This is a genomic window from Nonomuraea sp. NPDC048892, assembly GCF_040649735.1.
Lineage (GTDB): Bacteria > Actinomycetota > Actinomycetes > Streptosporangiales > Streptosporangiaceae > Nonomuraea > Nonomuraea maheshkhaliensis.
Genome location: NZ_JBEZFZ010000006.1, coordinates 68,157 through 88,444 on the forward strand (window position 1 = coordinate 68,157; position 20,288 = coordinate 88,444).

General features: G+C 72.0%; 23 protein-coding genes. 8 read left to right on the forward strand and 15 right to left on the reverse strand.

Annotated elements, in window-relative coordinates; all coding sequences use genetic code 11:
- Positions 1–404 precede the first annotated feature (404 nt).
- A complete protein-coding gene (locus tag AB0C28_RS21280) occupies positions 405–1,631 on the forward strand; it encodes a hypothetical protein (RefSeq protein WP_358076588.1) in 1,227 nt (408 codons plus the stop codon).
- Positions 1,632–1,762: 131 nt separating this feature from the next.
- Here the strand turns inward: AB0C28_RS21280 and AB0C28_RS21285 are convergent, their stop codons facing one another.
- Positions 1,763–3,058 carry a hypothetical protein gene (locus tag AB0C28_RS21285; RefSeq protein WP_357845642.1) on the reverse strand — a complete coding sequence of 432 codons (1,296 nt, stop codon included), beginning with the start codon at positions 3,056–3,058 and terminating at the stop codon, positions 1,763–1,765.
- 172 nt (positions 3,059–3,230) lie between these two features.
- On the opposite strand from AB0C28_RS21285, the gene AB0C28_RS21290 reads away from it, so the two are divergent.
- Positions 3,231–3,782 (forward strand): XRE family transcriptional regulator, encoded by a 552-nt coding sequence (locus tag AB0C28_RS21290; protein ID WP_357845645.1) that lies wholly within the window; start codon positions 3,231–3,233, stop codon positions 3,780–3,782.
- A 4-nt stretch (positions 3,783–3,786) separates the two neighbouring features.
- On the opposite strand, the gene AB0C28_RS21295 is transcribed toward AB0C28_RS21290, so the two are convergent.
- The 11 genes from AB0C28_RS21295 to AB0C28_RS21345 all read right to left on the reverse strand — a co-directional run bounded on the left by AB0C28_RS21295 (position 3,787) and on the right by AB0C28_RS21345 (position 10,092).
- Positions 3,787–4,533 (reverse strand): methylated-DNA--[protein]-cysteine S-methyltransferase, encoded by a 747-nt coding sequence (locus AB0C28_RS21295; RefSeq protein ID WP_358076590.1) that lies wholly within the window; start codon positions 4,531–4,533, stop codon positions 3,787–3,789.
- Positions 4,530–5,090, reverse strand: coding sequence for an RNA polymerase sigma factor (locus tag AB0C28_RS21300; protein ID WP_357845652.1), 561 nt, complete (start codon positions 5,088–5,090; stop codon positions 4,530–4,532). The genes AB0C28_RS21295 and AB0C28_RS21300 overlap by 4 nt, the downstream gene beginning before the upstream one ends.
- Positions 5,091–5,235: 145 nt before the next feature.
- Positions 5,236–5,541, reverse strand: a complete 306-nt coding sequence (locus AB0C28_RS21305) for a DUF1416 domain-containing protein (RefSeq protein WP_106244064.1) — start codon at positions 5,539–5,541, stop codon at positions 5,236–5,238.
- Entirely contained in the window at positions 5,541–6,380 is an 840-nt protein-coding gene (locus AB0C28_RS21310; protein ID WP_357845656.1) for a sulfurtransferase, read from the reverse strand. The genes AB0C28_RS21305 and AB0C28_RS21310 overlap by 1 nt, the downstream gene beginning before the upstream one ends.
- Positions 6,377–6,790, reverse strand: coding sequence for a DUF4395 domain-containing protein (locus AB0C28_RS21315; protein WP_346103127.1), 414 nt, complete (start codon positions 6,788–6,790; stop codon positions 6,377–6,379). Before AB0C28_RS21315 ends, AB0C28_RS21310 begins: the two co-directional genes overlap by 4 nt.
- 60 nt (positions 6,791–6,850) lie before the next feature.
- On the reverse strand, positions 6,851–7,006 hold the full coding sequence (locus AB0C28_RS21320) for a putative leader peptide (RefSeq protein WP_357845660.1): 156 nt from the start codon (positions 7,004–7,006) through the stop codon (positions 6,851–6,853).
- Positions 7,007–7,068: 62 nt separating this feature from the next.
- Positions 7,069–7,542 carry a thioredoxin family protein gene (locus AB0C28_RS21325; protein WP_357845663.1) on the reverse strand — a complete coding sequence of 158 codons (474 nt, stop codon included), beginning with the start codon at positions 7,540–7,542 and terminating at the stop codon, positions 7,069–7,071.
- 49 nt (positions 7,543–7,591) lie between these two features.
- Positions 7,592–8,527, reverse strand: a complete 936-nt coding sequence (locus tag AB0C28_RS21330) for a zf-HC2 domain-containing protein (protein ID WP_358077375.1) — start codon at positions 8,525–8,527, stop codon at positions 7,592–7,594.
- Positions 8,527–9,039: a sigma-70 family RNA polymerase sigma factor gene (locus AB0C28_RS21335; RefSeq protein WP_346103123.1), complete on the reverse strand. Its 513-nt coding sequence runs from the start codon at positions 9,037–9,039 to the stop codon at positions 8,527–8,529. Before AB0C28_RS21335 ends, AB0C28_RS21330 begins: the two co-directional genes overlap by 1 nt.
- A gap of 37 nt (positions 9,040–9,076) precedes the next feature.
- The gene (locus AB0C28_RS21340; protein ID WP_181307779.1) at positions 9,077–9,748 is read right to left on the reverse strand and encodes a DUF2993 domain-containing protein; all 672 of its coding nucleotides are present in this window, start codon (positions 9,746–9,748) and stop codon (positions 9,077–9,079) included.
- A 92-nt stretch (positions 9,749–9,840) separates the two neighbouring features.
- On the reverse strand, positions 9,841–10,092 hold the full coding sequence (locus AB0C28_RS21345; protein ID WP_357845666.1) for a MoaD/ThiS family protein: 252 nt from the start codon (positions 10,090–10,092) through the stop codon (positions 9,841–9,843).
- 176 nt (positions 10,093–10,268) lie between these two features.
- On the opposite strand from AB0C28_RS21345, the gene AB0C28_RS21350 reads away from it, so the two are divergent.
- The 3 genes from AB0C28_RS21350 to AB0C28_RS21360 all read left to right on the forward strand — a co-directional run bounded on the left by AB0C28_RS21350 (position 10,269) and on the right by AB0C28_RS21360 (position 15,005).
- On the forward strand, positions 10,269–10,961 hold the full coding sequence (locus AB0C28_RS21350) for a response regulator transcription factor (protein ID WP_106244044.1): 693 nt from the start codon (positions 10,269–10,271) through the stop codon (positions 10,959–10,961).
- Positions 10,962–11,086: 125 nt separating this feature from the next.
- On the forward strand, positions 11,087–14,533 hold the full coding sequence (locus AB0C28_RS21355; RefSeq protein WP_358076593.1) for a tetratricopeptide repeat protein: 3,447 nt from the start codon (positions 11,087–11,089) through the stop codon (positions 14,531–14,533).
- Between the two features lie 103 nt (positions 14,534–14,636).
- Positions 14,637–15,005, forward strand: a complete 369-nt coding sequence (locus AB0C28_RS21360) for a hypothetical protein (protein ID WP_358076596.1) — start codon at positions 14,637–14,639, stop codon at positions 15,003–15,005.
- A gap of 9 nt (positions 15,006–15,014) precedes the next feature.
- Here the strand turns inward: AB0C28_RS21360 and AB0C28_RS21365 are convergent, their stop codons facing one another.
- The 3 genes from AB0C28_RS21365 to AB0C28_RS21375 form a co-directional block, all read right to left on the reverse strand.
- Positions 15,015–15,683: a hypothetical protein gene (locus AB0C28_RS21365; protein ID WP_358076599.1), complete on the reverse strand. Its 669-nt coding sequence runs from the start codon at positions 15,681–15,683 to the stop codon at positions 15,015–15,017.
- 68 nt (positions 15,684–15,751) lie between these two features.
- Positions 15,752–16,261, reverse strand: coding sequence for an SET domain-containing protein-lysine N-methyltransferase (locus AB0C28_RS21370; protein WP_358076602.1), 510 nt, complete (start codon positions 16,259–16,261; stop codon positions 15,752–15,754).
- A 3-nt stretch (positions 16,262–16,264) separates the two neighbouring features.
- The gene (locus tag AB0C28_RS21375) at positions 16,265–17,458 is read right to left on the reverse strand and encodes an FUSC family protein (RefSeq protein ID WP_358076605.1); all 1,194 of its coding nucleotides are present in this window, start codon (positions 17,456–17,458) and stop codon (positions 16,265–16,267) included.
- Positions 17,459–17,538: 80 nt separating this feature from the next.
- On the opposite strand from AB0C28_RS21375, the gene AB0C28_RS21380 reads away from it, so the two are divergent.
- The 3 genes from AB0C28_RS21380 to AB0C28_RS21390 all read left to right on the forward strand — a co-directional run bounded on the left by AB0C28_RS21380 (position 17,539) and on the right by AB0C28_RS21390 (position 20,191).
- Positions 17,539–18,147, forward strand: coding sequence for a hypothetical protein (locus tag AB0C28_RS21380; RefSeq protein WP_357845683.1), 609 nt, complete (start codon positions 17,539–17,541; stop codon positions 18,145–18,147).
- Positions 18,148–18,324: 177 nt separating this feature from the next.
- Positions 18,325–18,963, forward strand: a complete 639-nt coding sequence (locus AB0C28_RS21385) for an ATP-binding cassette domain-containing protein (RefSeq protein WP_358076607.1) — start codon at positions 18,325–18,327, stop codon at positions 18,961–18,963.
- On the forward strand, positions 18,947–20,191 hold the full coding sequence (locus tag AB0C28_RS21390) for a hypothetical protein (RefSeq protein WP_358076610.1): 1,245 nt from the start codon (positions 18,947–18,949) through the stop codon (positions 20,189–20,191). Before AB0C28_RS21385 ends, AB0C28_RS21390 begins: the two co-directional genes overlap by 17 nt.
- Positions 20,192–20,288 lie beyond the last annotated feature (97 nt).

Sequence of the window (20,288 nt, forward strand, 5' to 3'; positions counted from 1 at the left end):
AGTTCCCTCCGGCTCAGAGCACGCCGCAGGGCTCCCCGCTGGGTCCCACACAGGGCTCGCCGCTGGGCCCTCCGCAGAGCCCCACGCTGGGCGCCCCACAGGGCGCCATGCCAGGTGCGCCGCAGAGTTCTCCACAGGGTCCGCCGCAGGGCTTCTCGCAGGGGCCCGCTCAGGGTCCGGCGCCGGGCGCGCCGTATGAGGCCGGTGCGACCCAGCCCTACGGCCCGCTCCTCGGTCAGGACGCGCGCCCCGGCCAGGACGCCCTGCCTCCCAGACCGCAACCCCGCCACGGACAGGACCCGCTGCTCTCCGGACCTCAGGCTGGCTATGGACCCCAGGCGGGGTATGGCCGCAACCCGCAAGCCTCCAGGGCTCAAGCAGCCGATTACGGCCAGGACCCGCAGGTGGCGGGGCCCCAGGCCGGCTACGGGCAGGACCCGCAGGCCGCTGGGGCTCAGGCGGACTACGGGCAGGATCCGACCGCCGCGGCTCAGGCGGGTTTCGGGCAGGAGCCGCCGGCCGGCGGAGAGCCGGGGCGGCGGGAGACTCCCTTGCTGCGGCGCAGGCCGACCCGCAGGCGGGCGGCGGCGCAGGGGCAGCAGCCAGGGCAGAGGCCGGGCGTTCCCGGATACGGCATTCCCGCGCCTCAGGGGCGCGCCGGTCAGGGCGGCCGGCACGCGCATCCGGACCAGCAGGTCTGGCCGCCCGCCCAGACCCCCCAGGCCGCCGAGCCGCCCGGCATGGCCACCCAGCCCCTCCCCGCCGTCGGCGCGCCCGCTCTCCCCTACACCGGGCGCCGGCACGCCGACCAGGACACCCCGGTCGCGGGCCCAGAACTGCCGCCGGCGGTCGGGGCCGAGCAGGCGATGGGCCCTGGGCCGCAGTATCCGGCGGGCTCTCCGCAGCCGGGCATGCCGCTTCCGGCGGCGGGCCCGACGTATCCAGGACAGCCGGCGCATCCGGGACAGCAGGGACAGCCGGCGCATCCGGGGCAGCCGGGAGAAGCAACTACAGCGGCGCAGCAGGGCACGCCCGGGGCGGGGCGGGCGGCTTCTGGGATGTCGCGTCGGCGCAAGGTGCTGATCGGGGTCGGCGCGGTTCTCGTGTCGCTGCTGATCACCGGTGCCCAGACCTACGACGGCTACGGCTTCTACACCGTCCAGACGGACGAGAAGACCAAGGAGATCGTGGTCGCCGCCGGCCAGCCGGTCACGGTGAACAAGATCGAGTGGACGGGCTCCGTCAAGCCGATGAAGATGCCGCCCGGCAACGGCGGCTACGGCCCCGAGGTGACCTGGCTGCAGGTGGACGTCACCAAGAAGGCCCTCGACGACAGCAGCGCCACCATGACCGCCAACCCCAGGGACATGAAGCTGACGGACCGCGCGGGCCGCACCTGGGTCGTGGAGATCTCCTCGGACGAGAACCGGCCGACGGACCGGCTGGAGGTGGGCAAAGCGTACAAGATCCTCGCCGGGGCGATCGTGCCGACCAAGGTGGCGGACGAGGTGGAGCTGCTGCTCAGGCCGAGCAACTACCGTTCGGACACCCCGACCGAGGACCTGTTCAAGCGCGACGTCATCGAGAAGATGCCGCAGGACACCGAGGTGCTGCGGTTCCGACGCCGTTGAGCGTCGGTCCGGGCGGGGTGGGGCGTCCGGTCAGCGTGGGTTCAGGCGGGAATGAGGGGTCCGGCCCGGACGTGGTCGAGTGTCCGGCCGACGCCGTTGAGCGTGGGTTCGGACGTGGTCGGGCGTCCGGTTCAGACGTCGTCGAGTGATTCGCCGCTGAGCCGGGCCCTGGTGGCCGCGATGTCGTACGTGGCCGCCAGCAGCGCCATGGTCAGCACGGTGACGGCGCAGTCGCGGACGAACGCCAGCGGCGGCCCCTGGACGGCCCAGAGCCACTCCGACTGCGAGCCGATGAGCGTGCGCAGCCCGCGGTCGGCGTACTGGCCGCCCACGTCGAGCGCCACGTAGCACAGGCACATCATGCCGAACAGCGGCAGCCCGGCCCGGTAGATCATCCGCAGTGAGTTGGCCAGCGGCAGCCAGCGGTCCTTGAACCCGCCGGTGACCTGGTCGAACGACTTCTGCGTGAGGTCGTGGGCGCCTTCGAGCCGATCGACGCCCCGTTCCAGCCTGGTGCCCTTGACCAGGGTGCGGGTCTCGTCGGAGTACGCGCCGAACACCAGCATCGCCACCGTGAGCCAGGCGAGGGGGACGGCGACCGAGTCGAGGAAGATCGGCCAGAGGTCGTCGAACACCGCGGTGACGTCCTTCCACAGCGGCAGGTTCTCCTGGGCCTTGGTCCAGACGTCCTTCGTGTCGGCGATCACCGCGCGGTGCTCCATCCACTCGGAACGCGCGTCCGCGATGGCGACGGTGCCGTTGAGGCCGTAGAAGACGAAGGCGAACTCGGAGAAGGCGGCGCCGAAGCCGGCGAACTTCCCCTTGCCGTTCTCGACGAGCTTCGCGAAGAGCAGCTTCAGCCCGAACGTGACGACCATCGCGCCGATCGACACCCGCCAGTCGAGGTCGATGAGCCCCCGTCCGACGAAGTTCTCCTCGCCGAAGAGGGAGTTGTTCAGCCCTTCCTGGAAGTTGTGGAAGTAGTCCATCTGGATGGTGTCCCTGGCGTCCCGGTTCTGGAAGCCCCAGGCCAGGTAGAGCACCGCGAATGCCGGGGCGACGCGGTCGAGCGCACGGAAGAAGCGCTCGTCCGCCACCCCTTCCCTCGCGCGGATCTCCCACAGGGAGCTGCGCAGGGTGTAGAGCATGCCGGTCGTGACCGTCATCGCCGCCAGCACGATGAGCGTCAGCAGGGTCATCACGAGCACCAGGCGGACCTGGCGGAAGTCGCCGTACGCGACCTCCGTCGCCGCGTACATCAGCACGAAGCGCGTCAACTGGCCGGCGGCGAACCAGAAGATCAAGGGCAGGGCGCACTTCCCCGCGAGACGCAGTGCGTGCAGGGGCAGCGAGTACGGCGACGGCATCCGCTGAGCCGGCGTAGGCCCAGGTCGCGGAGGCACCATCACACCTGTCGATCCGGACATCTGTGGAATCGTATCGGTCTGTCCCTCATGTCGCAGCCGCAACACCCGAAGAGGGTCACTCTCCGCAGATCGATCATGGACACGCGGCTACGGGTGCCGTCCTGCGCATCGGCCGGCGCATCGGCCGGTCCCGGGGCTCATCAGTTCGCCGATTCTGCGGCACCATGGCGGTATGGATTCGCGGCCGGCCATAGACACCGATCCCCGCGTGGTGGGAGAGCGACTGCGACAGTTGCGGCAGGCCCGCGGCGTCTCGCTCTCCGAGCTCGCCAAGCGCGCCGGCATCGGGAAGGCCACGCTGTCGGGCGTCGAGACCGGCACCCGCAACCCGACGCTCGACACGCTGTGGGCGATCACCGCGCAACTCGGGGTGCCGATCGGGGCGATACTCGACGCGCCGCCCGAGCCGCAGATCATGCGCGGCACGGCGATCGAGGCGGAGCTCCTTGAGGTGTTCGAGGACGACCGCGTCACCTACGAGCTCTACCGCGTACGCGTTCCGCCCGGCCTCACCCAGACCTCACCCGCCCACCACGAGGGCGTCAGCGAGCACGTCACGGTCTTCACCGGCACCCTGAGCGCCGGCCCCATCAAGGAGCCGCTGACCGCCGGGCCCGGTGACCACATCTCGTGGGTCTCCGACGTGCCGCACGGCTACCGGGCGCACGGACCCGACGTCGTCCGCGCCACCCTTCTCATGCGTTACCCCACCAAACCGATCTGACAAATCACGAAGGATCGGGCTGAGCGGGGCGGCAGGTGCGGCAGGGGCGATAGCCGGCCGCCCTCGCCTGGGCGAGGCTGCGGAAGCCGTGCCGGTGTGCTGGGGTGATGCGCCTGGCGTTGTGGCAGGTCGGGAAGCACACCACGCCGGTCGTGTCGCTGGCCAGGTAGAAGACGCGCTCCCCTGCCAGCCGGCGGAGCCGGTCCAGATCGACCCCCTCGGCCAGCAGCAGCCGCTCCTTGGCCGCGGCGCCGAACACGTAGTCGCCGGGGACCCCGTCCGACCTGGTCACCCGGTGGCACGGGATGAGCAGCGGCACCGGGTTGTGGCCGAGCGCCGTCCCCACCGCGCGCACCGCTCTGGGCCGTCCTACGCGGGCCGCGACCCACGCGTAGGGGCGCACCTCGCCGCGCGGGATCGTACGGACGGCCTCCAGCACGTCACGCTGGAAGTCGCTCACGCCGCGCAGGTCCAGCCGCAGCCCGGCCGACCGGCCGGTGCGCAGCGCGGGCAGCAGCCCGGCGGGCGGGCGCGCGGCGGGCAGCAGCGGGCGGCCGAAGCGCTTCCTGTGCGCCTGCGCGAACCCGTCGCCCGCGTGCACGTACGCCACGCCCTCCTCGGTGAAGGCCACCGAGAGCTCCCCGATCGGCCCCGGCACGCTGACCCAGCGGGCCGCGATCCGGTCGAGCAGCCCGTCCGGCGGCTCGGCGGCCAGCGCCGCCAGTCCGGTGAGCAGTTCGTCCTCGGTCATCGGGCACCTCCCAGTGCGCGTAGCCGCTTCAGCCCCCGTGACACGTGCGACTTGACCGTACCCTGGGGGATCTTGAGCACGGTGGCGATCTCGCTGACCGGCAGGTCCACGACGTGCCGCAGCACGACCGCGGCCCGCTGCTCCTCGGGCAGCAGGGCCAGCAGCCCGGCCAGCTCGTCGCCGGTCTCGCGGCGGACGGCCGCCGCCTCGACGTCCTCGTGCGGATCGACGGCGTCGACCGGCTCGCCGGGCAGGTCGGGCGGCGGTTTGCGGGACCTGGTCCTGGCGCAGTTGCGCCAGACGTTCATCAGGATCGTCATCACCCAGGCCCGCGGCTGGAGCTGGGCGACGCGGTCGCGCTCGTATCCGGCCAGCGCCCGGTACGCGCGCAGGAACGTCTCCGCCGTGAGGTCCTCGGCGTCGGGCCAGCGCCCGCTCAGCCGCAGCGCGGTCGAGAAGACCAGGCCGCGATGGGCGGCGTACAGCTCGGCGAACCCCTCGTCGAGGTCGTCGAGCAGTGCCTTGCGCACCGGGTCAGCGCAGTCGGAATCACTCACGTCCTCTACAACACCACCCGGCGGGAGACGGTTGCACACCGAGGCCGCACGCTTGTGAGCAGGCCGAGAACCCGCGCCCGTGCACACGCGAGGGCCCGCGTCCGTGACGGACGCGGGCCCCTGCCGAATCAACGCGTGTGACGGGTCAGACGGCCACCGCGAGCTGGGCGACCTCGCCCAGCTTGGCCTCCACCTGGACGTCTCTGGTGACGCCGCCGCCCGCGATGATGCGGACGGTCCAGTCGCCGGGAGCGGCGAAGAAGCGGAAGATGCCGTCGTCGGACACCACGACCTCGCCGGTGAACTCACCGGAGTGGTCGAGCAGCCGCGCGTAGGCGGTGCCGGCGCCGGTCACGACGCCCTGGATCACGGCCTGGTTGGCCAGGTCGATCCCGGCCGGCAACGCGATGGTCTGTTCGGGTGCTCCGCACCCCTGTGCTGCGCTCGACATCAGCGGGCCTCCCCCAGCTCGATCGGCACGCCCACGAGCGAGCCGTACTCGGTCCACGAACCGTCGTAGTTCTTCACGTTGGCCTGCTCCAGCAGCTCGTGCAGCACGAACCACGTGTGCGCGGAGCGCTCGCCGATGCGGCAGTAGGCGATGGTGTCCTTGCCGAAGTTGACGCCGGCCTCCTGGTAGAGGGTGCGCAGGTCGTCGTCGGACTTGAACGTGCCGTCGTCGTTGGCCGCCTTCGACCACGGGATGTTGCGCGCGGTGGGCACGTGGCCGCCGCGCTGGGCCTGCTCCTGCGGGAGGTGGGCCGGGGCCAGCAGCTTGCCGGTGAACTCGTCGGGCGAGCGCACGTCGACCAGGTTGAGCTTGCCGATCGCGGTGACGACATCGTCGCGGAAGGCGCGGATCGCGGTGTCCTGCTCCTGGGCGACGTACTGCGTCTTGGCCCGCTCGGGCACGTCGCGGACCAGCTCGCGCGAGTCGAGCTCCCACTTCTTGCGCCCGCCGTCGAGCAGCTTCACGTTCTGGTGGCCGTAAAGCTTGAAGTACCAGTAGGCGTAGGCCGCGAACCAGTTGTTGTTACCGCCGTAGAGCACGACGGTGTCGTCGTTGGAGATGCCTCGGTCGGACAGCAGGGCCTCGAAGCCGGTCTTGTCCACGAAGTCGCGGCGCACCGGGTCCTGTAGGTCGGTGCGCCAGTCGACCTTCACGGCGCCACGGATGTGGCCCTTGTCGTAAGCGCTGACATCCTCATCGACCTCGACGAGGACGACTCCGGGCGTGTCGAGGTTGGCCTCGACCCAGTCGGCGTCCACCAGGGCGGCGGAGCGGCTCATTGGGATACCTCCATTTTGGCGGCGGGCAGTAGACGGCGAATGAGCAGGTACATCTCGCAGCCAAGGCAGAATCCGAAGGCTGCGTTGAGGAAGGCGGCGAGGAGAGCCGCGGCCGTGGCCACGAGGGCCAGCGGCGTGATCCCGGTGAGATATCCGGCCAGACCCACGACCGCGAAGACCAGTCCGACCCCTTGCGCGAAGCGGGGCGGGCGGGCGTCCTCGGTCTCCTTCGGGGCGCTGCGGACCAGCGCCTTGAAGAGCATCGCGTACGGTGAGCGCCACACCAGTCCGAGTGCGAAGACCACCGTCTGGGCGGCGAGCAGCCAGGAACTCCCCGTCACCAGGACGGAGGCGAGGACCAGGGTGGTGATGGCCGCGCCGAAGCGCAGCGCTCTAGGATCGGCACGCATCGCAGGATGCTCCTGAAGGGGTCGATTTGGGGCGGATCGAAAGTCCGCGCGAGATCGTCCTCAGGCAGCGCGACAGAGCGCGGTGGCGACGCGGCAGAAATCAACCGCGCGCCGCTTCGTCAGCAGCTCTGTCGTCGGGTTCATGAGCACGACACTACTCGGCGTCTCGACATCTGTCACATCTCGTCCGGTTGGTGAGACGAATGTGGCCTGCATCACAGTCGAGCGCGCAGTCGGACTCACAGCCGGGCTCGCAGTCGGGCTCACGGGGCTCACCGTCACGACTCCGGTACGGCGTCCGCCAGCGCGGCCAGGACGTCGGCCTTGCGCGGCTGACCGGACGCCCTCTTGACGATCAGGCCCGCCTGGTCGAGCACCAGCACGGTCGGGGTGCGCATGATGTCCAGCCGGCGGACGAGGTCGAGCCGGGACTCGGCGTCGATCTCGACGTGGCTGACCCCCGGCACGAGCTCGCTCACGTCGGCCAGGATCCGCCGGGTGGCCCGGCAGGGCTGGCAGAAGGCGGTCGAGAACTGCACGAGCGTGGCCCGCTCGCCCAGCCCCGAGCCGAGGTCGGCGGCGGACAGCCGCTCACCGCCCGTGTCGGCCCCAGTGGCGGCCCCAGTAGCGGCCCCAGTAGCGGCCGCTGTGTCGCTCACCGTGTCGCGTATGCGGCCGTCGCGGCGCAGGCGGATCACCCCGATCAGTGTCCCGAGCGCCAGCGTCGCCAGCACCACCCACAATCCCGTCATCCCTCGATGCAACCACGGACGCCCGCGATTGCTTCCAGGCAGATGGGGATTATCGGCGCGCCTTCGCCGGGACGGTCACCACGACCAGCCGCGCGCCCTTCCGATCCACGATCTCGAACCTGGCGATCTCGCGCACGCTCATCGTCGTCTCACTGCGGAAGACCGCCTTGTCCTGGTACGACTCCCGGCTGACCACCCATTCCGTCGCGGTCTCGCGCCGCCCGTCGACGCCGACGACGACCAGGGCGCAGTTCGTGTCCACCGGCACGCCGCTCACGCGTACGCCCAGCTCGGTGCCCGTGCCGGTCGGCCAGGCCAGCACGGTGGCCCGGTAGTCGGCGGCCCTGTTGGCGCCGCTGAACTCGCGGCCGTTCTCGACCGCCTTCCGGCTCCGCATGGGGCTCGCGGACGGCTTCGGCGTGGCCGCGCCGTACGGCGACACGTCGCTCTCGGCCTGCCCGGTGGCGCTCGCCGACGGCATCGCCTTACGCGGCTGCGCCGACTCGGCCGGGGCGCGCTCGGTGGGGGCGGGCTCGGTGGGGGCGGCCCGCTCGGCGGAGCCGTCGTCCTGCAGCACGCGGGGCGCGTCCGGATCCACCGCCCGGGTGCTCCGGGCGTCCGCGGGAGCCCCCGCCGCGGCGGATTCAGCGGCCGGCCTGACCTGGACGGCGGCCGTCCACACCGTGCCGCCGACTACCAGGACCGCCGCCGAGGCGGCCACGGACATCAGGATCCGGCCGCGCCTGTTGCGCCTGGCGCGGTCGTTCAGCAGCCGGTCGAGCACCTGGCGCGGGGGGCTGGCCACCAGCTCGACGTCGCGTTCCGACACCTTGCCCAGGAAGGCGCTCACGCCCTCCAGCTCCACCAGCTCGGCGCCGCACGCCTCGCAGGTGGCCAGATGGTGGTCGATCTCCAGTGCTTCTTCCGGGTCGAGCGCGCCGAGGGCGTGGGCGCCCAGCGCGATCCGCACCTCCTCGCACGTCATCACGGTGCCAGCCCCCGTTCCTCCAGCGCCAGTTTCAGGGCGCGCAACGCGTAGTAGGTACGGGACTTGACCGTGCCCGGCGGAATGCCCAGCGTCGCCGACGCCTCCTTCACCGATCGCCCCCGGTAGTAGACCTCCAGCAGCACCTCGCGGTGCTCCTGCCGCAGCGCCGCCAGCGCCCCGGCCACCGCCCACGACTCGACCGCGCGCTCCAGCTCGTCGTCCGCCGGCAGCACCGCCAGCGCCTCGTCACCGGTCTCCTGCGGTCTCGCCTTCTTCGCGCGGTGCTGATCGACGACGAGATTTCGGGCCACCGTGAACAGCCACGCGCGGATGGGCCGGTCGGACAGCGCGTCGGGATGTCGCCAGGCACGCAGCAGCGTCTCCTGGACGACGTCCTCCGCCCGCCCCGAGTCACCGGTCAGTCGCAGAACGTAGCCGTACAGGGGCCCAGCGTGCTCGTCGAAGAGGGTCCTCACGAGTTCCTCGTCGGCGGTGCCTGCTGTACTCACACCCTCATCACGAACGGCGGGGCGAAGTGGTTCAGGCTCATCCACGGATCGGCACGTCAGACGCTTCGGCGGAGAACTCGAGCCCTTCCGCCACGCTCTTGACGCCGGTGACCTTGACGTCGAAGGGCAGGTCTCCCTTGAACGGGATGGTGTAGGAGATCAGCTGCGCGAGCTGGCCGGGCACGGGCACGCCCTGGATCTTCTCGGCCTGGAGCTTGATGCCGCCGTCGGCGACCTCGATCCGCATCTCCGCGTTGAACTTCACCTTGTTCACCCCCATCGTCACCTCGCCCGACGCCGTGAGCCGCCGCCCGTTGCCGCCGATCTTGACGCCCTCGGGGGCGTACTTGTCGATCGTCGCCCTGGTGAGGGTGCCGCTGATGGTGACGCGACGGGCCTCGATGTTGGCTCTGTTCTGGAGGACGTCGGCGAGGGGCGCCGTCACGTCGTAGGCGGCGCCCCGCAGGTTCTTGACCGGCACGCCTCCGTAGTTGAAGGTGCCGAGATCGAACCGTACCTCCGGATAGTGCCCCGACGCGGCCTGAGTGAGAAACGGGATGCCCTCGATGGACACGGTCGGCGGGCCGGACAGGTCGGCCGCGGCGGCGATCCTGTTTCCCAGGTCGCGCTCGACCCCGGCCACGGCGACCCGGTCGACGGCGACAAGGAGGACGATGAGCACGATCAGGAAAACGATCAGCTTACGCATGGGGCTCCCTGTCATGAGCGGGGGGTCAGAAGCCTACCGACTGGCATGCTCCTTCCCCCGTAAAGCGCTGCATCACCCCGCAAAGCGCCGCGTCACCCCCCGGCGAAGGGGGGCAGCACCTCCACCGTCGCGCCGTCGCCGAGGATCACCTCGTCGTGGGGTCGCCGCCCGACCGGCGTACCGTCGATCAAGAACGAGCAGCGCCGGACAACTCGGGCCAGTTCTGTACGATTTTGTGTGATTTTCGTCATGAGTTCACCAAGCGTGAGCGCGTCGAACGGCTCCTCGGCGACACCGGCCGCTTCCTTGGCCGCCGCCCAATAACGTATTTTTCCCGTGGCCATGCCTTGCCTCACAATCGGTTTGCGTCCATTGTGCGCCGTCCTTAACAACCATGTTTCGGTTGACGCGCTGTTCACCAGTTGGACGCGCAATGGACGCGACTTACTCGTGGGATATCCTCACCTACAGGACCTGGGCGACGAAGCCCCCGGGTCCTTGCGCGTTTGAGGAGGCCGTAATGAGCAACCTGCTGCTGCTGACCAACGCCCTCGAGCCGTCCGCCGAGGTGCTCCCGGCGCTCGGGTTGCTGCTCCACTCGGTCCGCGTCGCTCCAGCGGAGGCGTCCGCCCTGATCGACACTCCACCCGCCGACGCCGTCCTGGTCGACGCGCGCAAGGAGTTGGTGCAGGCCAAGAGCCTGTGCCGGCTGATCCGCACCACCGGGATCGACTGCCCGCTGCTGGTGATCGTGACCGAGGGCGGGCTGGCCGCGATGACCGCCGAGTGGGGCGCCGACGACGTGCTGCTCGACAGCGCCGGGCCGGCCGAGGTGGAGGCGCGGCTGCGCATGGCCACCGGCCGCATCTCGCAGGCCACGGCTGAAGACGTGCCCGACGAGATCCGCAGCGGTGACCTGTCGATCGACGAGGCCACCTACACCGCCCGGCTGCGCGGGCGCGTGCTCGACCTCACCTTCAAGGAGTTCGAGCTGCTCAAATACCTCGCCCAGCACCCCGGCCGGGTCTTCACCCGGGCCCAGTTGCTGCAGGAGGTGTGGGGCTACGACTACTTCGGCGGCACCAGGACGGTCGACGTGCACGTCCGGCGACTGCGCGCCAAGCTCGGCACCGAGTACGAATCCCTGATCGGCACCGTCCGTAATGTCGGCTACCGATTCGTGCCCGACCGGGCCGACGCCGCCAACGTCTGATCTCCCCCCGGCAGCTGATTGACAGCCGGTTGCCGCTGCGCTCCACTGATGTGACAGGTCGCCGTACGGGCCGCGCGACCGCTGTCACGTGGGGGACACCGCCGTCCTGAAGGGGGTGGTGTCCGATGGGGCTCTTCAGGTCGCTGGTCGACGAGGGCACGCGTCCCCGCCTCTACCGCCGCAACGAGGTGATCTGCTCACCGTTACGGCCGGCGACCAGCGTCTACGTCATCGACTACGGCTACGCCCGCGAATACGGCCCGTCCGGCGAGCGCGAGGTCGTGCACGACCTGCGCGGCGACGGCGACCTCGTGGGCGAGCTGGCCTTCTGGAGCCCCGCCGACCGCGTCCGGGTGGACGCGCTGACCGAGGTGCGGGTCTGGCCCATCGACCTGCGGCGGCTGCGCGAGCGTGCCGGCGCCGGCACAGCCGTGGCGGGCGCGATGGTCCAGGAGCTGTTCGCCAGGAACGTGGCCGCTCGCAGGCACGAGGCCCTGGCCCGCGCCCCCGTCGCCGCCCGGCTGGCGGTGTGGCTGCTGCACCTCGACGAGCGTTACGGGCTGGCCTCGGAGTCGCCGCCCCCGCTGTCGACCGAGACCCTGGCCGACCTGGTCGGCACCTCGCCCGACGTGGTGCAGCGCCAGCTCGGCCAGTGGGCGCGGCGGGGCTGGCTGGTCCGGCCCGGCTACCGACGGCTGCGCATCGCCGACCCCTCCGCGCTGCGTGCCGCCGCCGGGAGCTGGGAGCACCTGTCGGCGCCGTGGCTGGGGAAGGTGACCCCGTTCCTGTCGCGCCCGGCGGGACCGGCCGAGCCGCTGCCGGTGGGCGAGGTGCCGAAACCGCGCCAGCTGCCCCCCACCGTCCCCGACCTGACCGGGCGGCACCAGAGCCTGAAGCAGCTCACCGCCTGGCTGGAGCGGCCCAGCAGGACGAACACCATGGTCGTGCAGGGCCTGCCCGGCGTGGGCAAGACCGCGCTGGTGACGCACTGGGCCCACATGCACGCCGACCGCTTCCCCGACGGGCAGATCGTGATCGACCTGCGCGGCCAGTCGCCCACCCAGCCGCCGATGAACCCGGCCGAGGCGCTCGGGCAGATCCTGCGCTCGCTCGGCGTCGCCGAGCACATGCCCGCCGCCGACGAGGCCGAGCTGATGCTGCTCTACCGCAGCAGGATCGCCGGGCGCAGGCTGCTGCTCATCCTCGACAACGCCGCCGACCCCGCGCAGGTGCGGGCGCTGCTGCCGGGCAGCGGGGACTGCGTGGTGCTGGTCACCAGCAGGACGCGGATGGCGCCGCTGCGCGCCACCGGGCACGCCGACCTCATGGACCTGCCGGTGCTCGACCCGGGCAGCGCGGTGGCGCTGCTGGTGGCGGTGCTCGGCGAGGGCTCGCCCAGGGCCGCCGACCGGGACGCGCTGGCTGAACTAGCGCGGGTGTGCTCGTACCATCCGTTCGCGCTGCGGATCTCGGCGGCCAAGCTGGCCGAGAACCCCGGGCTGAGCGTCGGCTCGCGGGTGCGGGAGCTGCGCAGGCCCGATCGGCTGCTGATGGGCGATCCGGAGGAGGCGTTCAGGTCGGCGCTCGATCTGGCGTACGAGTCGCTGAGCCGGGCGCAGCGGCGGGCGTTCCGGCACGTCGGGCTGCTGCCCGGGCGGGACTTCACGCCCCAGGTGCTGGCCGCGGCGCTCGGCGCGCCGGTGAGCGAGGCCGTGCTGGCGGTCGAGGGGCTGCACCGGGCGTACCTGGTCGAGCCGCTGCCGGGACCCCGCTACCGGGTGCACGACCTGGTCAAGCGGCTGGCCAGGGAGCTGGGCCGGCACGCGGAGGCGGGCGTGCGCGAGGCCAGGGCGCGGCTGCTCGATCACTACCTGGCGGTGGCAGCGGACCCGGAGACGCCGCGCGAGTGGTTCGAGGCGGAGCGGCGCTCGCTGGTCTCGGTCGTCCGGCTGGCCGAGGAGAGTGGCGCGCACGGGATGGCCTGGCGGCTGGCGGAGGCGGTGTTCGAGCCGTTCAGGCGGCTGCGGTACTACGAGAACAACCTGGAGATCCAGCAGGGCGGGCTGGCCTGCGCGATGCAGGTGAGCAACCGGCGGGCCATCGCGCTGATGCGCGGCCATCTGGGCTCGATCCACCGCGACATCGGGCCCTCGACGCTGGCGGCCAGGTTCATCGGCGAGGCGCTGGCCGACTTCGACTCGCTCGGCGACCGCGTCGGCCGGGCGCGGGCGCTCAACGACCTGGCCGAGGTGCACGGCATCGCGGGCAACAGCGAGGAGGCGCTCGCCTGCGCCGGGGAGGCCCTCGACCTCTACCGGGAGATCGGCGACCGGGCGGGCGTGGCCGGCAGCCTGCACGCGCTGTCGCGGCTGCACCTGTCGCAGGAGCGGTACGAACTGGCCCTGCAGCACGCCGGCCAGGCGCTCGACGTACGCGAGGAGCTCGGCGACCGGCGCGGCACCGCCCAAAGCCTGATCATCCTGGCCACGGTGCAGCGCGACCTGGGCGAACCGCACGCCGCGCTGTCCGAAGGGCTGGAGGCGCTGTCCATCTGCCACGAGCTGGGCGACGAGCACGCCGAGGCCGAGACGCTGCTCTGCCTGGCCGAGAGCTACGACCTGCTGCGGCTGCAGCACGACGCGCGGCGCGACGCCGAACGTGCCCTGGCCGGCTACACGGCCACCGGCGACCAGTACGGCTGCGGCCGGGCCCTGTGCGCGCTCGGCCGGATCGCCCGCAACAGCTCCCGCTACGACGAGGCGCTCGACCACTACGAGCAGGCGCTGGCCGTGCAGGTCGAGCTCCACCACGAGCAGGGCAAGGCCGAGACGCTGGGGGACATCGGGCTGGTGCACTGGCGGCTGTCGGACTACCAGCGGGCCGACGACTACCTCAACCAGGCGCTGGTCATCAGCCGGGTCATCCACGACGAGCCGGTGGAGGCCCGCATGCTGAACCGGCTGGCGCGGGTGCGCAGGCGGCAGGGCCTGCCCCAGGTGGCCTTCGTGTACGCGCTCGAAGCCCTGGACATCGTGCAGGGCCTGGGCAACCGGCGGGCCGAGGCCGACGTGCAGGAGACGCTGGCGTACACGTACCTGTCGCTGGGGCTGCACGATTCCGCGCTGCGGGCGGCCACGGCGTCGCTGGAGATCAGGGAGGAGTTGCGCGACAACCGGGCCAGCGCGCTGCTGTCGACGGCGACGGCGCTGCACACGGCGGGCGAGCCGGCCCGCGCGCTGGAGCCGGCCAAGGAGGCGGCCGAGCTGCAGAACGAGACCGGCACCCGCGACCGGTGGGCGGCGGCGCTGACCACGCTGGCCATGGTGCTACTCGATCTGGACCGCGCGGACGAGGCGCTGGTGTACGCCCGTCAGGCCAGGGACGTGCACCTGGAGTGCGGGACGCGGCGCGACCACGGGTGCGCGTTGCGGGCGCTCGGGCTGATCTCGGCCCGGCTGGGGCGGCGCGGGGCGGCGCTGTCCTATCTCCGGGACGCCAGGCGGACGCTGGAAGAGGTGGGCGACGTTTTCGAGGCGCAGCGCGTCGCCGCGGAAATCCGCAATTTGTCGTGAAAGGCCGACATAAGTCGGGAAACTTGAAATCAGAGGTCGCAGATCTTTTCCGGATCTTCTCGTTAGCTGGCAGGGCCAGCTACTCCACTCGGAGGTGATCCGGATGCTCAAGAATCATCTGCGTCGAGACCTGCAATGGCTCAAGCGACAGGCGCGTAAGGACAGGCGGATCACCGCCGTCGTGCTCGCCGGGGTCGCGGGGGTCTGGGGCCGCCAGTTCCTGCCGCCCGACCTTCCCGTGGGCTCGCCCGTGCTCGCGGCGCTCTCGCTCACCCTGGTCGTGGTATCGGGGGCGGCCTGGCTGATCTCGGCGTACTTCGTCGCGGGCAGCCTGCGGGCGCGGCGCGAGCCGGCCGAGGAGCTGCGCTGGATCGCCAGGATCGGGCGGGGCAAGGAGTGGGCGTTCTGCTCGCTCAGCGCCTACGTGGCCTGGCACCTGCTGCACTTCGTCACGGCGCTGCTGCTGGGCTGAACGCCGAGATCAGGCGGTTCCCAGCGTGACCTGTTCCAGGCTGTCGACGCGGACGGTCGTGCCCGTCAGCACGAACTGGACGATCTCCGCCGTCGGCAGCTCGGCCGTGCCGAAGTCGGCGCCGGCGTGGGCGTCGCACCACTCGACGATCCGCCTGGCGTCCGTCAGGGGGGCGGCGAAGTGCAGCAGGCTGACGTACCAGAGGTCGCGGACCCGGCCGTGATCCAGATCGCGCACGCCGCGCGAATCCAGCGCGCCGGCGAAACGCTTGCGCAGCGTGTCCAGGGTCTCGTCCAGCGGGTGCACGCCGACCAGCACGCCGCCGGGGTGCGGGCTCACTCCCGCGAAATACGCCCTGGCCGGCGGCAGGTCCTCGGCCGCCTCCGCCAGCGCCGCGCCGTAGGCCCGGCGCAGGGGGTCGTCTGCGGGGATGACGGTACGGTACGGCTCCAGCGACCTGATCGTGACGTGCAGGGTCCGGCCGCCGTGCACCCAGTGGCCGGGGGCGTCGAGGGCGGCGGCCAGGTCCGTCATGCGGGCCACGACCTCACCCTCGGGCCGCAGCACGGCCGCGGCTCCCCAGCGGGGGGAGCTGTCCGCCATGGGACTGTCATACGTGGCCCGGCCGGACAGCAGGGCCTCGCGCCCCTTGGCTCGGAACTCGGCGAAATCGGACATTAGAGCAGTATGCCAGGCACCGGCATTCTGGGCGTGGCAGATGAACAGCGGCGGGACCGGCACCACGCTCAGCTCTGGGCGATGAGGCGCAGCAGGGCCGGCACCCAGTGCTCGCCGTACCGCTCCTGGAGGTCGGGGCGGCGCCAGTCCTCCCCCGTGATCCGGCCCCGGCACAGCGCCGTGCCGCACCGGCAGTCGAGGGTGAAGCCGGGCTCGGCGGTGCTGGTGGCGTAGTCGTTGGTGACCTCGTCGCCGGGGGCCAGGTCGCGGCGGGCGGCCAGGGTGTAGGGGCCGGTCCACCACAGGTTCGGGTCGCAGCTGTGGTTGCTCTTGCCGATGGGGCGGCCTGGCGGCAGGACCAGATGGCGGCCGGCGTCCACCGTGATGGTGTCGACGTACCCGGGCGCGGCGATCAGCCGGCGCAGCTCGTCGTCGTTCACCAGGCGCCCGCCCATCCAGGAGACGACGGTGCCCGCGGGTACGGCGGCGGTCGCGAACAGGCCCGTGCCCTCGATGCCCGAGGGGCGTGTCTCCAGGTGGGGGTGGAGCCGGCAGTCGGGCTCAGGATGTTCCCGCATGGATCAATCATGCGTCGGGAAGGCGAGGGTGTGCGGGCCTGAGTCCGGGTCGAACTCGTGGCGGATGCGCGCGCAGGCGTCCAGGAGCGCCCCCTGCAGCGAGCCCAGCTCCGCGTGCCTGGTCTGCCGGAACGTGGTCGCCAGCCGCTGCTGGTGCCACTCCCCTTCCTCCAGGGCCGCGCGCAGGTCCGCCAGGTCCTCCCGCCGGCCCCGGCCGACCTGCAAGTGCCCGAAGCCGCGGAAGACGCGGGCCAGCGCCGCCAGCTCGTCCGCCAGCGCCTCGGGCAGGTCGGCCCCGCGCTCGCCGGGCAGGCCGCGGACTCCCGCGATGAGGTCGACCAGGCCCCTGGCGAGGCTCCTGAGCTGGTGACAGGCGTGGTCGAGGCAGGTGGCGGCCTCGGCCACCTGGTTCAGGCTGCGGTCGAAGCGGCTGCGGCGCAGCGACAGGCGTACCGACTCCGCCGCCTGCTCGGCGGCCTGCTCCGTGTCCTCCAGCCGCTGCGAGAGCGTCCTGGCTCGATCCAGCCACTCGCGGGCCATCCCCGCGTCCCACCCGTCCCGCAGCCCGTGCGAGATGTCGTCGGCCAGGTCGCCCAGCTCGGCGGACAGGCCGCACAGCTCCTTGCCTGCCTTGTCCACGTGGCGTGGGGGCGCGATCAGGAGGTTGGCCGCGATGCCGATGGCGGCGCCCAGGAGCACGTCCGCTAGGCGCTCGAAGCCGTACCTGCTGCCCAGGGCGAACACGAGCAGCGCCGAGATCGGGATCTGCACGTTCTGGGCGGGCAGGTTGAGCAGCCGCGACACCACGAGGCCGGCCACCACGAGCACGGCCAGCGTCACCGCGTTCGCGCCGATCAGCCAGACCAGCGCGGTGGCCACCGCCACGCCCACGACGACGGCCATGACCTGCTGCGCGCCTCGCACCAGCGTGCTGTACGCGGTCGCCGACACCGTCAGCAGCACGCCGATGGGCACGAGCACCGGCAGGTCCAGATGCAGTACGTACTCCGCCAGCCACCACCCGAGCACGCACGCGCCCGTCACCTTGACCGTCTGAGCCAGCACCTCCCGCTCCATGCGCAGCCAGTGCCCGATCCCCATGCTGCGCACGAGCGCCAGCGCCGACGCCCCGCCTGAGACGATGCGTTCGAGCGGGGAGCCGGCGGGTGCGGGTTTGCGCCCGGTTTCGGTCTCCATATCGAGTAAATGCCCAGCTAGGAAGCTGATAGAGCTGTCCGTAACCGGGTAGCGGCAGCGTGCGGCGAGAGGAGGGACGCATGTCCGGCGATCTGATCGTTCCTGACGGGGCGCAGGGCCTGGTGCTGTTCGCGCACGGCAGCGGCAGCGGCCGGCACAGCCCGCGCAACCGGTACGTGGCCGGCGCGCTCAACGAGGCCGGCCTGGGCACGCTGCTGTTCGACCTGCTCACCCCGGAGGAGGAGGCCGACAGGTCCAACGTCTTCGACATCGGGCTGCTGGCCGCGCGGCTGCTGGAACGCACCGCGTGGGCACGCGAGCAGCCCGATGCGGTCGGCCTGCCCATCGGCTACTTCGGCGCCAGCACGGGAGCGGCGGCGGCCCTGTGGGCGGCGGCCACGCCCGGCAACGACATCGCCGCGATCGTCTCGCGCGGCGGCCGGCCCGACCTGGCCGGGCCGAGGCTGGCGGCGGTACGCGCGCCGACCCTGCTCATCGTGGGCGGCAGGGACCCGGTGGTGCTGGAGCTGAACGAGGGGGCCCAGGAACGCCTGGCCGCCGAGAGCCGGATCGTGATCGTGCCCGGCGCCACCCACCTGTTCGAGGAGCCCGGCGCGCTGGACGCCGTGGCCGGCCACGCCACCGACTGGTTCCGCGCCCACTTCGCCGCGAGGCGGGCGAGCGCGTAGCGGAAGCCGTCCAGCAGGTAGCGGATCGGCCGGCGCGCACGCGGCGGGGCCGGGCGGCCGGCACGAGCGGATCAAGCGGCGAGCACGTAGCGGGATCGGGCAATCACGTTGCCGTGATCCACCGACTGTGAAAACGTCAAGTGCGGATGACATCGCGAGTTCACGGCGGTTGCACACGTGTCACTTCTGGAGATCACCGGCCTCACCTGGGACCCGCGCGGGACAAGGCGCCGGTTGGCCCCGGATCCGCTCACGCTCGACCCCGGCCAGACCGCCGTCGTGGTGGCCGCGGACGCCGCCGAGGCCGACGCGTTCACCGATCTGCTGCTCGGCCTGGAGATGCCCTTAGGCGGCCGGATCCGCGTCGGCGGCGAGGAGATCACCATGCGGCTGCCGGCGGAGCGCGAGATCGGGCTGGTCCCCGCGAACGCCGGGCTGCTGCCGCACCTGACCGTCGAACGGAACCTCGCGCTGGCCGCCGGCGACGATCTGGCGCCGTCGTTCGTGCACGGGCGGATCGCGTACATGGCCAGGCGGCTGGACATCCAGGGCTTTCTCCGCTCACGACCGCACGAACTCGCCCACGACGAGCGGCTGAGCGTCGCGCTGGCCCGCGCCCTGTGCCGGCTGCTGCCCGTCAAGGTGATGGTGATCGAGGACCGCACGGGCTGCGGGCCCTGCCACGCCGCCGTGAGTGGCGCCCTGGGCGCCGACCCCGGGCTCGCCGTGCTCGTCGTCACCGACGACAGGACCAGGGTGGCCAGCCTCGCCTCCCCTTCTCACTACTGGGAGATCGAAGATGCCGCTCAGCCGTAGGGCGCTGCTCGCCACCGTGCCGGGCGTCTTGTCGGGCGCCGCGCTGGCCGGCTGCGCGACGCAGCCGCCGCTGCGCGTCGCCGTGGTTTGGAGCGGGGCGGAGTTAGGCAGGTTCCGCCGGGTGGTGGACGCGTTCGTGGAGCGCTTCAGGAGGCCCGTCAGCGTCTACTCGGCCGGCGACAACATCAGCGCCCTGCTGCGCGGGCCCGCCCAGGACGTCATCCCCGACGTGGCGGTCATCCCCCGGCTGGGGCTGCTCTTCGACCCTCTCGTACGCCCCCGCGTCCGGCCCAGGGAGGGCGGCCACACGCAGCCCGGGTTCTGGCGGCGGCTCGTGACGCCGTACGGGAGCGGGGAGGAGCTCGGCACCTGGTTCAAGCTCGCGCACAAGTCGCTCGTGTGGCACCGCGCGGGAGAGCAGACGCAGCCCGCCGACCTGGCCACCTGGAGGCCGGCGCCGGGCACGCTGGCGATCGGGGCGGCCGACGGGTGGGTGCTCAGCGACTGGTTCGAGAACGTCCTGCTCGCCTACGCCCCCGAGGTCTACGACGGGCTCTTCCCGCCCGCGGGGAAGGGCAACGCGGACTGGTGGGGCGTGACCCAGGTGACCGAGGCGCTCACGCTGCTCGCCGACATCTGGCGTGAGGCGTTCACCCCCGAGCAGGGGCGGCGGGCGCTGACCATGCAGTTCCACGACTCCATCCTCGACGTCTTCACCTACCGCACCGCCGACCTGGTCGCCGCGCCCGACTTCGCGCTGCCGGTCATCGAGCTGCACGGCGGCGCGGACATCGCCGGGCACTTCCGCTTCCCCGCCCACCAGGGCAAGGAGCCGCCGCTGGTGGTCGGCGGCGACGTCGCGGTGGCCATGCGCGGCGGCGGTCCCGACGCCGTCACCTTCGTCGACTGGCTGACCAGGCCCCGGGTGCCGGGCGAACGTGACGCGCTGACCGCCTGGGTCGACGACGGCGGCTTCCTGACGCCGTTCAGCCAGCCGTCCCACCCGCTGCTGGCCGGGCCCGCGCAAGAACTGAGCCAGGGCGCGAACCGCCACTACGACCTGTCCGACCGGCTCATCGGGCCGCTGGAGGGCGGCGACGGCAGGGGGTTGTGGCGCGTGCTCACCGAGCTGTTCACCGAGGTCGCGGCGGAGGCGGCGGCCCCCGCGCGGGCGGCCGCCGCCGCCCGCGACAAGATCGTGGCCGCCGCCGGGGAGGGCGACGGGTGAGCGGCCGGTACGCGAGGGGGCGGTCGGCGAGAAGGCGGAACGCGAGCGGGCGGTTCGTGAGCGTGCGATTCATGAGCGTGCGGTTCATGAGCGGGGG

Bases quoted from the DNA above. Each gene is read 5' to 3' on its own strand.
- AB0C28_RS21285 (WP_357845642.1), bottom strand. From the start codon at position 3,058: ATGTCCGGATCGACAGGTGTGATGGTGCCTCCGCGACCTGGGCCTACG.
- AB0C28_RS21290 (WP_357845645.1), top strand. From the start codon at position 3,231: ATGGATTCGCGGCCGGCCATAGACACCGATCCCCGCGTGGTGGGAGAG.
- AB0C28_RS21295 (WP_358076590.1), bottom strand. From the start codon at position 4,533: ATGACCGAGGACGAACTGCTCACCGGACTGGCGGCGCTGGCCGCCGAG.
- AB0C28_RS21305 (WP_106244064.1), bottom strand. From the start codon at position 5,541: ATGTCGAGCGCAGCACAGGGGTGCGGAGCACCCGAACAGACCATCGCG.
- AB0C28_RS21310 (WP_357845656.1), bottom strand. From the start codon at position 6,380: ATGAGCCGCTCCGCCGCCCTGGTGGACGCCGACTGGGTCGAGGCCAAC.
- AB0C28_RS21315 (WP_346103127.1), bottom strand. From the start codon at position 6,790: ATGCGTGCCGATCCTAGAGCGCTGCGCTTCGGCGCGGCCATCACCACC.
- AB0C28_RS21320 (WP_357845660.1), bottom strand. From the start codon at position 7,006: ATGCAGGCCACATTCGTCTCACCAACCGGACGAGATGTGACAGATGTC.
- AB0C28_RS21325 (WP_357845663.1), bottom strand. From the start codon at position 7,542: ATGACGGGATTGTGGGTGGTGCTGGCGACGCTGGCGCTCGGGACACTG.
- AB0C28_RS21330 (WP_358077375.1), bottom strand. From the start codon at position 8,527: ATGACGTGCGAGGAGGTGCGGATCGCGCTGGGCGCCCACGCCCTCGGC.
- AB0C28_RS21340 (WP_181307779.1), bottom strand. From the start codon at position 9,748: ATGCGTAAGCTGATCGTTTTCCTGATCGTGCTCATCGTCCTCCTTGTC.
- AB0C28_RS21345 (WP_357845666.1), bottom strand. From the start codon at position 10,092: ATGGCCACGGGAAAAATACGTTATTGGGCGGCGGCCAAGGAAGCGGCC.
- AB0C28_RS21350 (WP_106244044.1), top strand. From the start codon at position 10,269: ATGAGCAACCTGCTGCTGCTGACCAACGCCCTCGAGCCGTCCGCCGAG.
- AB0C28_RS21355 (WP_358076593.1), top strand. From the start codon at position 11,087: ATGGGGCTCTTCAGGTCGCTGGTCGACGAGGGCACGCGTCCCCGCCTC.
- AB0C28_RS21360 (WP_358076596.1), top strand. From the start codon at position 14,637: ATGCTCAAGAATCATCTGCGTCGAGACCTGCAATGGCTCAAGCGACAG.
- AB0C28_RS21365 (WP_358076599.1), bottom strand. From the start codon at position 15,683: ATGTCCGATTTCGCCGAGTTCCGAGCCAAGGGGCGCGAGGCCCTGCTG.
- AB0C28_RS21370 (WP_358076602.1), bottom strand. From the start codon at position 16,261: ATGCGGGAACATCCTGAGCCCGACTGCCGGCTCCACCCCCACCTGGAG.
- AB0C28_RS21375 (WP_358076605.1), bottom strand. From the start codon at position 17,458: ATGGAGACCGAAACCGGGCGCAAACCCGCACCCGCCGGCTCCCCGCTC.
- AB0C28_RS21380 (WP_357845683.1), top strand. From the start codon at position 17,539: ATGTCCGGCGATCTGATCGTTCCTGACGGGGCGCAGGGCCTGGTGCTG.
- AB0C28_RS21390 (WP_358076610.1), top strand. From the start codon at position 18,947: ATGCCGCTCAGCCGTAGGGCGCTGCTCGCCACCGTGCCGGGCGTCTTG.